We start from the raw sequence: 13,982 nt of genomic DNA, 5'->3' as shown, positions 1-13,982 counted from the left end.
CCACCCCCGACAGAAACCGTTCACCTCGTGGCGGTTCCGCGAAACCGGTGCGGGGCAATAGGTTCATGAGCATGGTGAGCAGGCGCAGCGTGCTGGTCGGTGGCGGCGTGGTGGCGATGGGGACGGTGCTCCCCGGCGTGGCGTTCGCGGAACCGGCGACGAAGCAGGGCGAACAGACCAAGACGATCACCGGGACGTTGCCGCCGGACATCCCCGACTGGTACTACGTGCCGGTCGACGTCCCGCGCGGCGTGCGGGAGCTCGAGGTCGTCTACAGCTACGACCGCCCGCAGGTGCCGGCCGGGCAACGGAGCAACGCGCTGGACATCGGCGTGTTCGACCCGTCCGGGCACGAGCTGGGCAACGCGCGCGGGTTCCGCGGCTGGTCCGGCGGGTTCCGCGACCGGTTCACCATCAGCGCGTCGGCCGCGACGCCCGGCTACCTGCCCGGTCCCGTCGACGCGGGCCGCTGGCACGTCATCCTCGGCCCGTACACCGTCGCCCAGCAGGGCCTGAACTACAGGGTCGACATCACCTTGCGGTTCGGCGAGCCGGACGAGCCGGTCGAGCCGAACCCGGCGCCCACCACCGCACCGGCCCGGGAACGCGGGCGGGCCTGGTACCGCGGCGACGGCCACCTGCACAGCGTGCACTCCGACGGCCACCGCCTGCCGGAGGAAGTCGTCGCGGCAGCGCGCGCGGCCGGGCTCGACTTCATGATCTCCACCGAGCACAACACGCCGAGCGCGTCGTTGCGGTGGGGTGACCACGCCACCGACGACCTGCTGATCGTCAACGGCGAAGAGGTCACCACCCGCACCGGCCACTGGCCCGCCTGGCACCTGCCGGTCGGGCACTGGATCGACTGGCGCTACCGCGCCGACGACCACCACGGGCTCAAGCGGTTCGTCGACGAGGTGCACCGGGTCGGTGGCGTCGTCGTGGCCGCGCACCCGTTCGCCAACTGCGTCGGCTGCGCCTGGGAGTACGGCTACGAGCTGGCCGACCTCGTCGAGGTTTGGAACGGTCCGTGGACCCTCGACGACGAGGCCGCGGTCACCACGTGGCACGGGTTGCTGCGCACGGGCCACCGCCAGTTCGCGGTCGGCGACTCCGACGCGCACAACGCCGACCAGGTGGTCGGCCTGCCGCACAACGTCGTCCTCGCCGACGGCCTGAACGCCGGCGACCTGATGGCGGGGCTGACCCGCGGCCGCAACTGGATCGCCGAGTCGGTCGCGGTGAACCTGACCATGAGCGTCTCGGACGGGCACCGCACGGTCGGGATCGGCGACACCCTGCGCAGCGACACCGGCGTCCCGGTGACCGTCGAGGTGTCGGTGACCGGGGCGCCGGGGACGAGCATCCGGATCATCGACCAGCTCGGCCCGGAGGCCGTGGTGCCGGTCGGCGCGTCGGGCTCGGGCACCGCGCGCTGGACGACGCAGTCGCGTTACTCGAGCTTCGTGCGGGCCGAGGTGCGCAGGCCGGTGCCGACCTCGACGACGCCGGACACCATGGTCGCGCTGACCAACCCGGTGTTCCTCGAAGGGCGCTGATACTCGCGGATCGTGCCGCGGCGCAGCCAGAGCACGACCGCGAACACGACGCCGAAGCCCGCCGAAACGAGGAACGAGGCCCACACGCCGACGTGGTCGACCAGCTGACCGCTCAGCGACTGCCCGCCGGCGAGGCCGAAGGTCACCGAGGTGATCACCCACGCGAACGCCTCGGTGACCGTGCCCTTCGGCGCGACCACTTCGATCGTCGCGGAGTGCGCGGTGGACTGCGGCGTGATCATCGTGCCGGCCAGCAACAGCGCGCCGGCCAGCCCGAGCAGCGTGCTCGGGATCGCCAGCAACGCGATCAGCACGCTGAACGCGCCGAGCAGCACGGGCAGCCGCTTGGCCAGGTCGCGCGGCCACGGGTGCGACGCGTAGAACACGCCGAACAGCACCGAGCTGACCGAGAACAGCCCGAGCAGCAAGCCGCTCATGCTGGGTGAGCCCGCGTGCGTCGCCGCCGCCGGCACCGCGACCTCGACGAGACCGACGGTGACACCGAAGCCGAGCGCCGCGATGGCGATCGTGCGCATGCCAGGGCTGGCGAGCGCGCCGAGCAGGTCGGGCGTGCGCTCGGAGTTGTCGGGCTTGTGGCCGCGTTGCAGCGGGGTCAGCGCGAACCAGATGCTGCCCAGCGCCATGCACGCCGACCCGGCGACGACGCCGGTGCCCGGCCACGGCGCGGCGAGCAGCACGCCCGCGAGCGCGGGGCCGAGGATGAAGAAGACCTCCATGCTGATGGCCTCGTAGGCGTAGGCCGCCTGGCGGACCGAACCGGCCGGCACCAGCCGTGGCCACATGGCACGCGACGCCGAGCCGACTGTCGGCTGGGAGAAGCCGACGCCAAGTGCGAGCAGCACCAGCACCCATGTCTTCGCGTGCGCCTCGACGGCGAGCACGCTGATCGTGGCCAGCACGACGAACGCGGAACTGGAGACCAGCAGCGGCCGGGTCGGGCCGAGGCGGTCCATGAGCCGGCCCTGCACGACCGAACCGAGCGCGACGCCGACCAGCACACCGGCGGAGACCAGGCCCGCGGTGGCGAAAGCGCCGGTCTCGCGTTGCACGTAGAGCAGCAGCGAGAGCCCGATCATGGCGATCGGCAGCCGGGCGAAGATGGCCGCGACCACCGCGCCGCGCGCACCAGGGGTGGTGAGCGCGGCCCGGTAGTCGGCAAGCCGAGCAGAGTGGGACATGCGTACCAGTATGCCTAAACTGGTACGCACGTACCAATCATTTGTGGCGCACCCCTCCACTTCCCCGCAAACCCGCAGGTCAGCGCGGGCGCGCCGAACCAAGCCCGCCGAACCCCAACCCGCCCGGCGCCCGCCCGGCGCCAGGCCCGCTGAACCCTGCACCCGCAGGTCACGGGCTCTACGCGAACAAGCCCGCTGAACGCCAAGCCGTGCACCCGCCTCGCGGGATTAAGCCCGCTGAATCCTGAACCCGCAGGTGGGCGGGGGTCTGGGGGAACAAGCCCGCTGAACGCCGGTCGTCTGGAGGGCTGGCGGGATTAAGCTCGCTGAACTCCGAACCCGCAGGTCGGCAGGGCTGTGCGGGAACAAGCCCGCTGAACGTCGGGTTGCCTGCCCGCCTGGCGGGATTAAGCCCGCTGGATTCCGAACCTGCAGGTGGGCGGGGGTGTGCGGGAACAAGCCTGCTGGATGTCGGGTTGGCTACCGGCCTGGCGGGATTAAGCCCGCTGGATTCGGAACCTGCAGGTGGGCGGGGGTGTGCGGGAAGAAGCCTGCTGAACGTCGGGTTGCCTACCGGCCTGGCGGGATTAAGCCCGCTGGATCCTGAACCCGCAGGTGGGCAGGGGTCTGTGGGAACAAGTCCGCTGAACGTTGGGTCGGCCACGAGCCTGGCGGGATTAAGCCTGCTGAATTCGGAACCCGCAGGTCAGGGGGATGTGCGGGAAGAAGGCCGCTGGAGGTGGGGTGGCGAGGTGGGTGGGGATGAGCCTGCTGAGCGTCGGGGGGTTGCGGAGGGGTGGTTGAGTGGTGGATGTCACGGTTGGGTAACGAAGGGGGGAAAGTGGCGTACCTCCAAGCAACGGATGGAACATCCCGCGTGTCTATGAAGTAGAACCAAGCACTCCCTCCGGTCAACGGGTTCGGGGCCTCAAGTCCGGAGGGGCGGGGAAGCGTGCATCGTCGGGGGATGGTGCACGCCGACGTCAAGGGCCGGTGCGCCGCGTCGGGGGCGGCGCCCGGTCCTTGATGTTTGAACGGGGACTGCAGGGTCAGCAAACGGGGACAGCGAAACGGCCGCCCATCTGGGGAGATGGGCGGCCGTTTCGCGTCGGGGGTCCTAGCGGGCGCGGCGGGCCAGCCGCTCGGGGTCGAGGATCAGCACGCTCTTGCCCTCCAGTCGCAGCCAGCCGCGGTGGGCGAAGTCGGCGAGCGCCTTGTTCACGGTCTCGCGCGACGCGCCGACGTACTGGGCGATCTCCTCCTGGGTCAGGTCGTGCGTGACCCGCAGCAACCCGGCCTCCTGGCTGCCGAACCGCTGCGCCAGCGTCAGCAGCGCCTTGGCGACCCGGCCGGGCACGTCGGTGAAGATCATGTCGGCGAGCATCGAGTTCGTCCGGCGCAGCCTGCGCGCCAGCGCGCGCAGCAGCTGCTCGGCGATCTCGGGCCGGGTGCCGATCCACTTCCGCAGCGCCGGGCGGTCCATGGTCACCGCGCGCACGTCGGTCACCGTCGTCGCGGTGGACGTGCGGGGGCCCGGGTCGAAGATCGACAGCTCGCCGAACATGTCGGACGGGCCGTAGATCCCCAGCAGGTTCTCCCGGCCGTCCGGCGACTTGCGGCCGAGCTTCACCTTGCCGGAAATGATGATGTACAACCGGTCGCCGGGCTCGCCCTCGGCGAAGATCACGTGACCCCGTGGGAAGTCGACGGTCTCCAAGGTCTGCGCGAGCGCCTCCGCAGCAGCGGGCTCGACCCCCTGGAAGATGCCGGCCCTCGCCAGGCTCTCGTCCACCTAGTCCCTCCCGTCGAATGCGCACCTTCGCAGGTCGCGCCGCCTGCAACTGGATGCAGTCTAGGGCTTGTGCCCCAGTTCACCGCGCGGCACGCGCCCGGGCGGAACGTTACCTGCTAGTAGCCCCGGTGCGACATTCGGGTTAAGGGGTCAGCCGCGGACGCGGCCGCCACGCAGGCGCGAGCGGCCGCCGCGGCGGCGCAGGCGGAACAGGTCCAGCGCCCGGCTGATGCCGTGCCCGTAGAGCTCGCGGACCTCGTCGGGCCGGGCCTGCTCGAGGAACTCCTCGACTTCGCTCTCCTGGACCGCGACGTTGCGCAGCCGGGTCTCCACGCGCTCCATGAACAAGGCGAAACCCATGATCAGCAACGGGATGACGATGACGAACCAAGCGGTCATGGCGCGCTTTCCTCGCTGTCTGGGCGGTGGAGCTACATCCCTAGGACGCGTAGCTGCGGTCCGGGTTCAGCGGTCGGGTCTCGTTCGGCTGTCAGTGGCCGCCCGTAGGCTAGCGGTGTGCCAGCTGCCACTCGCAAAGCACCCCGCGCCGGGGAGGACTCCAGGCTAGGTCTCGTTCGACGGGCTCGACGGATGACCCGCGCGCTCGCGCTGGCCTATCCCGATGCGCACTGCGAGCTGGACTTCACCAACCCGCTCGAGCTGGCCGTCGCCACGATCCTGTCCGCGCAGTCCACGGACAAGAAGATCAACGAGGTGACGCCCGCGCTGTTCAAGCGCTACCGCACGGCGGCCGACTACGCGGGCGCCGAGCGGATCGAGCTGGAGGAGATGATCCGGCCGACCGGTTTCTACCGGAACAAGGCGACGTCGTTGATCGGGCTCGGCTCGGCGCTCGTGGAGCGGTTCGGCGGGGAGGTGCCCGCGAAGCTCGAGGACCTCGTGACGCTGCCCGGCATCGGCCGCAAGACCGCGAACGTCATCCTGGGCAACGCCTTCGGCATCCCCGGCATCACCGTGGACACCCACTTCGGCCGCCTGGTCCGCCGGTTCGGCTGGACCGAGCTGGAGGACCCGGTCAAGGTCGAGCACGCGATCGGCGAGCTGGTCCCGCGCAAGGACTGGACCATGCTGTCGCACTGGGTGATCTTCCACGGCCGACGCGTCTGCCACGCCAAGAAGCCGGCCTGCGGCGCGTGCCTGCTGGCCAAGGACTGCCCGAGCTTCGGCACCGGCCCGACCGAGTTCGAGCCGGCGGCGAAGCTGGTCAAGGGCGAGGAGGCGCCGCACCTGCTCGACCTGGCCGAGAAGGTCCGCAACGGCTGGAAGCCCGGAGCCGCCGGGTGAAAAACCGCTGGCGCTGGGCGATCGTCGGCTTGGTCATCGTGGCCGGGGTGACGATCGCGCTGTGGCCACGCGGGGGCAACGACGATCGAGGCCCCGACCTGACCGCCGAACGCACGAAGGCCGCGTTGCAGCCGTGCGCGGCGGGCGGCACGGCGAAGGGCCGGCTGGGCGGCGTCGCCGCGACCTGCCTCGCGACCGGCACCGAGCTGGACCTGGCCAAGGCGGTCGGCGACGGCAAGCCTGCGTTGATCAACTTGTGGGCCACCTGGTGCGAGCCGTGCAAGAGCGAGATGCCGGTGCTCGCTCGGTACGCGCGCGAACCGGGGGCGGCCCGGGTGGTCGGCGTCGCGGTGAAGAGCGAGCAGGCCGACGCGCTGCAACTGCTCACCGCCCTGGACGTGCACTACCCGAACCTGATCGACGGCGGCTCGGTGGTCGCGGCCCTGCACACGCCGGACGCGTTGCCGGCGAGCTACGTGGTCGCCGCCGACGGCACCGTCCGGTTCGTCGGCGATCCGCGGCTGTTGCGCTCGGTCGACGACGTGCGCGCCGCGGTCGCGAAGTACGGGGGAGCGGCGTGAGCGAACACAGGAGCGGTCCGCTGGTGGACCCGGCGGACGTGCCCGACTGGATGCGCAAGCTTCTGCTCGGCACGGCCGACCTCGACGAGGAGATGTTCCGCCGGCTCAGCCCGCCCGAGGACGTCGAACTGCGCGAGGCCGCGGTGCTGATCCTGCTCGGCGAGAGCGAGCAGGACGGCCGCCCCGACGTGCTGCTGCAACTGCGCGCGGACGGCACCGGCGCGCACGCCGGTCAGGTCGCCTTCCCCGGCGGCTCTTGGGAACCGGGTGACGACGGGCCGATCGACACGGCCCTGCGCGAGGCCGAGGAGGAGACGGGTCTGATCCCCTCGGGCGTGCGGCCGGTCGCCTTGTTGCCGCCGCTCCTGGTGCCCGTGTCCGGGTTCCGGGTGACGCCGGTGCTCGCGCACTGGGACACCCCGAGCCCCGTGCACGCGGTCGACCCGGCCGAGAGCGCCGCGGTCGCGCGGGTGCCGATCGCCATGCTGGCCGATCCGGCCAACCGGTTCCAGGTCGGCCACCCGTCGGGGTTCGTCGGACCCGCGTTCGCCGTGCCGGGCATGCTGGTGTGGGGGTTCACCGCCGGCTTGATGACCGTGCTGTTGTCCATCGGCGGCTGGGAACGGCCGTGGGACACCTCCGATGTACGCGATCTTGACGTAGCGTGGCGTTCCATCGGTCCCTTCGGGGCCGATGCGGAGGTGTGAGTGTGAACTGGGTCGACGTGCTGGTGGTGGGGCTTGCCGTGCTCGCCGCCATCTCCGGCGCGCGCCAGGGCGTGATCACCGCGCTGCCGGCGTTCGCGGGGGTCCTGCTCGGCGCCATCGCGGGCATCCTGCTTGCGCCGGTCATCGTCGGCGCGATCGACAACCCGGCCACCAAGGCGGCGTTCGCGTTCGCGGTGTTCGTGCTGCTGGTCGCCCTCGGCGAGACCTTCGGCGTGTGGATCGGGCGCAGCCTGCGCGAGAAGATCACCTCGCCCAAGCTCGCGCCGGTCGACAACGCGCTGGGCGCCATCGTGCAGGGCGCGGTGGTGTTCGTGGTGTGTTGGCTGATCGGCGCGGCGCTCACCACGGTCAGCGGCCTGCCCAAGCTCACCGCCGCGATCAACCAGTCGGTGGTGCTCGGCGGGGTCAACGACATCATGCCGTCGGCCGCGCAGCAGCTGCCCGAAGGCCTGCGCAAGGTGCTCGACGTCTCCGGCTTCCCGGCCGCGGTCGACCCGTTCAGCCACACGCAGATCAGCGAGGTCGCCCCGCCCAACCCGAAGCTGCAGCGCAGTTCGGTCGTGCAACGCGTGCACGGCAGCGTGCTCAAGATCCACGCCAAGGCGCCGTCGTGCGAGCGGGCGCTGGAGGGCAGCGGGTTCGTGGTCGCGCCGCGCCGCGTGATGACCAACGCGCACGTCGTCGCGGGCACCGACGAGGTCCAGGTGGAGACCGAGGACGGCCGGCTGCCCGCCACCGTCGTCTTCTACGACCCGGAGACCGACATCGCGATCCTCGCCGTGCCCGACCTGACGGCGTCGCCGTTGTCATTCGCCGACGAGGACGGCAAGACCGGCCAGGACGGCATCGTGCTGGGCTACCCGCTCGACGGCCCGTACACCGCGGCACCCGCGCGGGTGCGTGACCGGATCGAACTCAAGGGCCCGGACATCTACGACTCGCGCCAGGTCACCAGGGACGTGTTCACGGTGCGGGCCCGGGTGCTGTCCGGCAACTCCGGTGGCCCGCTGGTGGACACCTCGGGGGACGTGCTCGGCGTGGTCTTCGGTGCCGCGGTCGACAACTCCGAGACCGGTTTCGTGCTCACCGCGGACCAGGTCCACGACGACGCCGAGCGGGCGTCGGGCCTGAACAACGCCGTCGACACCGGGCGCTGCGTTCCCTAGCCCAGCAGCACCGCGATCCGGGCCTTGATCGCCACGTCGGTGAAGCCGGCGGACTCCATGGTGCCCAACGCGTCGAACAGTTCGTCGCCGTCGCGCCACGCCCGCAGCCGGCCGGCAAGGGCGGCGACGGTGTCGGGCTCGGCGGCCAGTACGGCGCAGGCCTGCTCGGACCGGTCCGGCAACCGGGTGACCATGCGGCACAGCGCGTCCGCGCGCAGGGCCATGTCCTCTTCGTCCAGCGCGTCCGGACGCAGGACCAGGGCGGCGGCAAGGGATTGACCCGGGGTGCGCAGGTGCGGGTCGCCCGGCTCGTGCGCGAGCGCGGCGGCGACGGCGCTCGCGAGCAACCACGCGGCGAGTTCGACCCGTGCGGTCGACCGGTTCTTCAGCACGGTGCAGATCTCGGCGACCGCCGGCGCGGTCGCGTCGTAGAGGGAACCTTGGTGCAGGACCGAGGTCCACAAGTCGTGGGCGGCTTGTTCCGCGTCGCCCTTACGCAAGGCGGTTAGCATGTCCGGCACGTCCCCGGCGCCGCCGTAGGCGTGCGAGAGCGTGGCCCAGTCCGTGGTCACGGTTCTCCTCAGCTCAGGAAGTCGACGATCGCCTTGCTCGTCGCGGCCGGCGCCTCCTGGTGCGGGTAGTGCCCGACACCGTCCACTGTGATCAACCGGTGGCCACGCGCCGCCCACGGCGCGGACGCCTCGACCGCGCGGGGCAGGATGCACGGGTCCAGCGCGCCGCGCAGTTGCAGCACCGGCGCGTTCAGCCTGCGGCGCATGGCTTCGGCGAACCGGCGGCCCTCACCACGCAGTTGCGCGCGCAGGGCCCAGCGGTAGTACTCCAGCGCGCTGTGCGCGACGCCGGGCACCAGCATCGCGTTGCGGTACTTGGCGACAACGCCGTCGAACTCGGCGCTCTCGGTCCACTGTGGACCGGAGAACCTGGTCATCAGGTCGCCCACGGTGGCGGCGCGGTCACGGGTGAGCCAGCGCTCGGGCAGCATCGGCACCTGCGCGCGGAAGACGTGGCCGAGCGCGCGCGCTTGGTTGTGCGCGCGGCGGCGCACGGCGCTGCGCCGGATCTGGGTGCGCAACGCCATCGGGTGCGGCCCGGCGATCGCGGTGACCGAGTGCACGACACGCGGGTGCATGGCCCCGACCGACCACGCCAGCAGCCCGCCCCACGCGTGCCCGACGAGGTGCGCCTTGTCCTCGCCGAGGGACTTGACCAGCCCGGCGACGTCCCCGGTGAGGGTCCAGGCGTCGTAGCCGCGCGGTGGTTTGTCGGAGTCGCCGTAGCCGCGCAGGTCGACCGCGACCGCGCGGTACCCCGCGTCGGCGAGCGCGGTCAGCTGGTGGCGCCAGCTCCACCAGAACTCGGCGAACCCGTGCAGCAGCAGGACAAGCGGGCCGTTGCCGGTCTCGGCGACGTGCAGCCGGATCCCGTTGGCGTAGACGTCACGGTGTGCCCACGGCCCGTCGATGCGCACCGTGCTCGGTTCGGGCCGCGCGGTCAACGCACTACGGCGCCACCGGGGCGTCGTGCTCGGCGCCGGGGTGGCGCAGCGCGGCCGCGGTGTCCTTCATGCTGCTGATCGTGCGCTCCGGGGCCTGGATCTTCTTCACCTTGCGGTAGCCGAGGAACCCGCAGAACGCGGCGAACAGCAGCATCAGCAGGAACACGATGCCGAAGGCGGCCCAGCGCGGCAGCCAGTTCGACAGCAGCTCACCGAGGAAGAAGAAGAAAAAGAACGAGCTGTAGAGGATGACCACCAGCGCGATCATGAAGAACAGGCCGCCGGTCAGGCCCTTCTTGACCTCTTTGGCCATCTCGGTCCTGGCCAGCTCCACCTCGGCCCTGACCAGCGTCGACAGGTGCGTGGTGGCTTCCTTCACCAGGCTGCCGATGGACGCGTCGGCAGCCTCCGCCGCCGCAACGGTCTTCTCGTCGCTCAGCGGGATCGACGGAACCCTGGGCAGTCCAGCCCCGTCCCGGTCGCCGCCTGCATTGTCCTGCGCACGGGTCACCGCGCCATCGTGCCATGACTCGATCAGCACGGCCGGTCAACCCTGCTCGTGGCGACGGCCGCGTCGCACGAGCAAACCGGCGGCGAGCAGGGCGGCGATGGTGGATGCGACCAGCACGGCCGCCTTGGCCGACTCCGCGAGCTCCGGTGGCAGCGCCAGTTCGGCGATGAGCAGGCTGACGGTGAACCCGACCCCGCCGAGCGCCGCGACCGCGAGCACGTCCGGCAACCGCAGCCCGGCGGGCAACGCCGCGACCCGCAACCGCACCGCGACGAACACCGCGCCGAAGATGCCGATCAGCTTGCCCACCACGAGTCCGATGAGGACGGCGAGGCCGAGCCCGCTGGTGAAGATCGCGCCGAGTTCGTGCCCGCCGATGCTCACCCCGGCGGCGAACAACGCGAACAACGGCACCGCGAACCCGGCCGACCACGGCTGCAGCCGGTGTTCCAGCCGCAGGCACGGCGATTCCGGTTCGCCGGCGTCCGGGCGGGCCCGGGTGAGCAGGCCCAGCGCGATCCCGGCGACGGTGGCGTGGATGCCGGACTCGTGCACCGTGATCCACGTGGCGAGCGCGAGCGGCACGTACAGCCACGGCGTGCGCACCCGCTTGTGCTGCAGGAACGCGTAGAGCCCGAGCAGCACGACCGCGAGCGCCGCGGCGAGCACCGAGAAGCCGGTGGTGAACAGCACGGCGATGACCAGGATCGCCCCGAGGTCGTCCACCACGGCCAGGCTGAGCAGGAACAACCGGGCGCCCGAAGGCATGCGGCGCCCGCAGACCGCGAGCACGCCGAGGGCGAACGCGATGTCGGTGGCCACCGGGATCGCCCACGTCTTGCCGCCGCCGGCGATCCCAGCGGCCACGACGGCGGGGACCACCATGCCGCCGAGCGCGGCGATCGCGGGCAGCAGCGCCGCGCGCACCGACGACAGCTCGCCGACCACCAGTTCCCGCTTGAGCTCGAGCCCGGCGACGAAGAAGAACAACGCCAGCAGCCCGTCGGCCGCCCACGAACCGAGGGACAGGTCGAGGTGCAGGGCCGGCGGGCCGACCCGCAGGTTCCGCAGCTGGTCGTAGTGCTCGGCGAGCGGCGAGTTGGCCCACACCAGCGCGACGGCGGTGGCGACGAGCAGGGCGATGCCGCCGGCGGTCTCGGTGCGCAGGTAGCGGGCGAACTCGGTGACAGGGCGGCGGGTGACGGGCTGGCGGGCCACGGCGGCTCCACGGGTCGGCGACAGGTCGATCTTGCTGCCGACCAGGCTTCCCGGCGCACCGAGCACTGATTGTAGCCGAAGGTGTTAACCGAGCGTGACGCCGAAGAGCTTCCCGACGAGGTAGGTGACCAGCATGGCCAGCACGCCGACACCGACGTTGCGGGTGATCGCCCGGCGCGCGTCGGCGTCGCCCAGCCGCGCGCTGAGCCATCCGGCGAGGACCAGCCCGGCCACGACCGCCGCGCCGCACGCCCAGACCCGCGCGGACACCGGGGGCAGGATGATCGCGATCAGCGGCAGCAGCCCGCCGACCGTGAACGCGATGAACGAGGCCCACGCGGCGTGCCACGGGCTGGTCAGGTTGTCCGGGTCGATCTGCAGCTCGGCCTCGGCGTGCGCGGCGAGTGCGTCCTTCTCGGTCAGCTCGCGGGCCACCCGGGCGGCGAGTTCGGGGGACAGGCCGCGGGACTCGTAGATCTCCGCGAGCTCCCGCTCCTCTTCCTCGGGCATGGTCTCGAGCTCGCGCTTCTCCTTGCGCAGGGCGGCCTGCTCGGTGTCGCGCTGGGTGCTCACGGAGACGTACTCGCCGCCCGCCATGGACAGCGCGCCCGCCACCAGCCCGGCGATCCCGGCCAGCATGATCGCCGGGCGGGAGGTCGTCGCGCCCGCGACGCCGACCACCAGGCCGGCCACCGACACGATGCCGTCGTTGGCGCCCAGCACCCCCGCGCGCAACCAGTTCAGCCGCTCGCCCAGCGCTTCGGTGTGCGGCTCGTCCTCATGGGTGGGCAATGGCTCTACCACGTGCTGACCAAACCACGCTTTTCCTTGTCCCGCAAAGGAAGCAAAGGCTGGCCTTGGTTCTCGTGCTGCTGAGCGGCCTGATCGGACTTACCCTCGGAAGAAGGACCAAACATGTCTAGACCACCTGGATGGGATGCGGTGACGACCTCGACGCAGCCTCAAACCGACCGGCGGTTCTTCGGCCACCCGAAGGGTCTCGCCAACCTGTTCGGCACCGAGATGTGGGAACGCTTCTCGTTCTACGGGATGCAAGCGATCCTGCTCTACTACTTGTACTACACCGCCGAGCAGGGCGGCCTCGGCATGGACGAGGGCGTCGCGTCCGGCATCGTCGGTGCGTACGGCGGGTCGGTCTACCTCGCCACCATCGCCGGCTCCTGGGTCGCCGACCGCCTGTTCGGCCCCGAACGCACCCTGTTCTACAGCGGCGTGCTCATCCTGCTCGGCCACCTCAGCCTCGCGGTGCTGCCCGGGCTGACCGGCGTCGCCTGCGGGCTCGTGCTGGTGGCGCTGGGCAGCGGCGGTCTGAAGGCGACCGCGACGACGATCGTCGGGATGCTCTATGCCCAGGGCGACGAACGCCGCGACGCCGGGTTCTCGATCTTCTACATGGGCGTGAACCTCGGCGCGCTGGTCGGCCCGCTGCTCACCGGCCTGCTGCAGACCCGCCTGGGCTTCCACTACGGCTTCGGGCTGGCCGCGATCGGCATGGCGGCCGGGCTGGTCCAGTACACCCTCGGGCGGCGCAACCTGCCCGAACAGGGCCGGGTCGTGCCCAACCCGATCACCAGCGCCGCCCGGATCCGGACGATCGGGCTGGTCGTGGGGTTCGCGGTGGTGATCGCGTTGCTGCTGATCACCGGCGTGATCACCAAGGACAACCTCGCCGACGTGGTCACCATCGTGATCGCCGTGGCCGCGATCGCGTTGTTCGTGGTGATCCTGTCCAGCAGCCGGGTCGACCAGGTCGAACGGCAGCGCGTCGTCGCGTTCATCCCGTTGTTCCTGGTCAGCTTCGCCTTCTGGGCGTTGTTCCAGCAGCAGTTCACCGTGCTCGCGATCTACGCCGACGAGCGGCTGGACCTCAACGTGTTCGGCTGGAACGTCCCGCCGTCGTGGTTCAACTCCGTCGAGCCGCTGTTCGTGGTGCTGCTCGCGCCGGTCTTCGCGTGGCTGTGGACGCGGCTGGGCGACCGGCAGCCGTCCACGCCGGTGAAGTTCGCGCTGGGCGCGATCGGCATGGGCGTGGCGTTCCTGATCATGGCCGCGATGGGCTTCATCGGCGGCAAGGACTCGGTCAACCCGTTCCTGCTGGTCGGCGTGCTGATCGTGTTCGTGCTGGCCGAGCTGAACCTCTCGCCGATCGGGCTGTCGCTGTCGACGAAGCTCTCGCCGGAGGCGTTCCGCGCGCAGATGGTGGCGCTGTTCTACCTGTCCATCGCGCTGGGCACGTCGGTGGCGGGCAAGCTCGCCGACTACTACCACGCCGACGAGAACGAGACGCCGTACTTCGGCCTGCTCGGCATCGTCGCGCTGGTGATCGGCCTGGCCCTGCTCGCGTTCGTGCCGAAGGTGCGCGCCCTGATGCACGGCGTCCGGTAGA

The 13,982-nt window shown here is 71.1% G+C and carries 14 protein-coding genes; 6 read left to right on the top strand and 8 right to left on the bottom strand.

All coding sequences use genetic code 11. The annotated features are described in order from the left end of the window. Positions 1 to 71 precede the first annotated feature (71 nt). Entirely contained in the window at positions 72 to 1,559 is a 1,488-nt protein-coding gene (locus EV186_RS03605) for a CehA/McbA family metallohydrolase (RefSeq protein ID WP_243753799.1), read from the top strand. Here the strand turns inward: EV186_RS03605 and EV186_RS03600 are convergent. The 3 genes from EV186_RS03600 to EV186_RS03590 form a co-directional block, all read right to left on the bottom strand. Then, entirely contained in the window at positions 1,454 to 2,758 is a 1,305-nt protein-coding gene (locus EV186_RS03600; RefSeq protein WP_133847634.1) for an MFS transporter, read from the bottom strand. The two genes, EV186_RS03605 and EV186_RS03600, sit on opposite strands and share 106 nt — an antisense overlap. A 1,117-nt stretch (positions 2,759 to 3,875) precedes the next feature. Then, complete coding sequence (locus EV186_RS03595; protein ID WP_133847633.1) at positions 3,876 to 4,550, bottom strand: Crp/Fnr family transcriptional regulator; 675 nt, start codon at positions 4,548 to 4,550, stop codon at positions 3,876 to 3,878. 150 nt (positions 4,551 to 4,700) lie between these two features. Continuing rightward, positions 4,701 to 4,949 (bottom strand): hypothetical protein, encoded by a 249-nt coding sequence (locus tag EV186_RS03590; RefSeq protein ID WP_133847632.1) that lies wholly within the window; start codon positions 4,947 to 4,949, stop codon positions 4,701 to 4,703. A gap of 192 nt (positions 4,950 to 5,141) precedes the next feature. Here EV186_RS03590 and nth point away from each other — a divergent pair, with 192 nt between their 5' ends. Genes nth through EV186_RS03570 form a run of 4 tightly spaced genes read left to right on the top strand, consistent with a single transcriptional unit; the run spans position 5,142 to position 8,330 of the window. Next, positions 5,142 to 5,855 carry an endonuclease III gene (gene nth, locus EV186_RS03585; protein ID WP_133847631.1) on the top strand — a complete coding sequence of 238 codons (714 nt, stop codon included), beginning with the start codon at positions 5,142 to 5,144 and terminating at the stop codon, positions 5,853 to 5,855. Next, the gene (locus EV186_RS03580; protein WP_133847630.1) at positions 5,852 to 6,436 is read left to right on the top strand and encodes a TlpA family protein disulfide reductase; all 585 of its coding nucleotides are present in this window, start codon (positions 5,852 to 5,854) and stop codon (positions 6,434 to 6,436) included. The genes nth and EV186_RS03580 overlap by 4 nt, the downstream gene beginning before the upstream one ends. 50 nt (positions 6,437 to 6,486) lie before the next feature. Next, positions 6,487 to 7,143, top strand: coding sequence for an NUDIX hydrolase (locus EV186_RS03575; RefSeq protein WP_133848738.1), 657 nt, complete (start codon positions 6,487 to 6,489; stop codon positions 7,141 to 7,143). A gap of 2 nt (positions 7,144 to 7,145) precedes the next feature. Then, on the top strand, positions 7,146 to 8,330 hold the full coding sequence (locus tag EV186_RS03570) for a MarP family serine protease (protein ID WP_133847629.1): 1,185 nt from the start codon (positions 7,146 to 7,148) through the stop codon (positions 8,328 to 8,330). Here EV186_RS03570 and EV186_RS03565 read toward each other — a convergent pair. The 5 genes from EV186_RS03565 to EV186_RS03545 form a co-directional block, all read right to left on the bottom strand. Continuing rightward, positions 8,327 to 8,902 (bottom strand): hypothetical protein, encoded by a 576-nt coding sequence (locus EV186_RS03565; protein WP_133847628.1) that lies wholly within the window; start codon positions 8,900 to 8,902, stop codon positions 8,327 to 8,329. The genes EV186_RS03570 and EV186_RS03565 overlap by 4 nt on opposite strands. 8 nt (positions 8,903 to 8,910) lie before the next feature. Beyond that, a complete protein-coding gene (locus tag EV186_RS03560; RefSeq protein WP_133847627.1) occupies positions 8,911 to 9,846 on the bottom strand; it encodes an alpha/beta fold hydrolase in 936 nt (311 codons plus the stop codon). Positions 9,847 to 9,850: 4 nt separating this feature from the next. Beyond that, positions 9,851 to 10,381, bottom strand: coding sequence for a phage holin family protein (locus EV186_RS03555; protein ID WP_424982366.1), 531 nt, complete (start codon positions 10,379 to 10,381; stop codon positions 9,851 to 9,853). 12 nt (positions 10,382 to 10,393) lie between these two features. Beyond that, entirely contained in the window at positions 10,394 to 11,575 is a 1,182-nt protein-coding gene (nhaA, locus tag EV186_RS03550) for a Na+/H+ antiporter NhaA (RefSeq protein ID WP_133848736.1), read from the bottom strand. 84 nt (positions 11,576 to 11,659) lie between these two features. Further along, a complete protein-coding gene (locus EV186_RS03545; protein ID WP_133847626.1) occupies positions 11,660 to 12,379 on the bottom strand; it encodes a VIT1/CCC1 transporter family protein in 720 nt (239 codons plus the stop codon). Between the two features lie 138 nt (positions 12,380 to 12,517). On the opposite strand from EV186_RS03545, the gene EV186_RS03540 reads away from it, so the two are divergent. After that, on the top strand, positions 12,518 to 13,981 hold the full coding sequence (locus EV186_RS03540) for a peptide MFS transporter (RefSeq protein WP_133847625.1): 1,464 nt from the start codon (positions 12,518 to 12,520) through the stop codon (positions 13,979 to 13,981). The last annotated feature ends 1 nt before the right edge of the window (position 13,982 follow it).

This window comes from Labedaea rhizosphaerae (assembly GCF_004362825.1).
GTDB lineage: Bacteria > Actinomycetota > Actinomycetes > Mycobacteriales > Pseudonocardiaceae > Labedaea > Labedaea rhizosphaerae.
The sequence above is the reverse complement of the archived record's forward strand: the minus strand, read 5'-3'. Positions and strand labels throughout refer to the sequence as shown.

Excerpts from the sequence above, each read along its gene's own strand:
- EV186_RS03600 (WP_133847634.1), bottom strand. The coding sequence starts at position 2,758 with ATGTCCCACTCTGCTCGGCTTGCCGACTACCGGGCCGCGCTCACCACC.
- nth (WP_133847631.1), top strand. The coding sequence starts at position 5,142 with ATGACCCGCGCGCTCGCGCTGGCCTATCCCGATGCGCACTGCGAGCTG.
- EV186_RS03575 (WP_133848738.1), top strand. The coding sequence starts at position 6,487 with ATGCGCAAGCTTCTGCTCGGCACGGCCGACCTCGACGAGGAGATGTTC.
- EV186_RS03590 (WP_133847632.1), bottom strand. The coding sequence starts at position 4,949 with ATGACCGCTTGGTTCGTCATCGTCATCCCGTTGCTGATCATGGGTTTC.
- EV186_RS03605 (WP_243753799.1), top strand. The coding sequence starts at position 72 with ATGGTGAGCAGGCGCAGCGTGCTGGTCGGTGGCGGCGTGGTGGCGATG.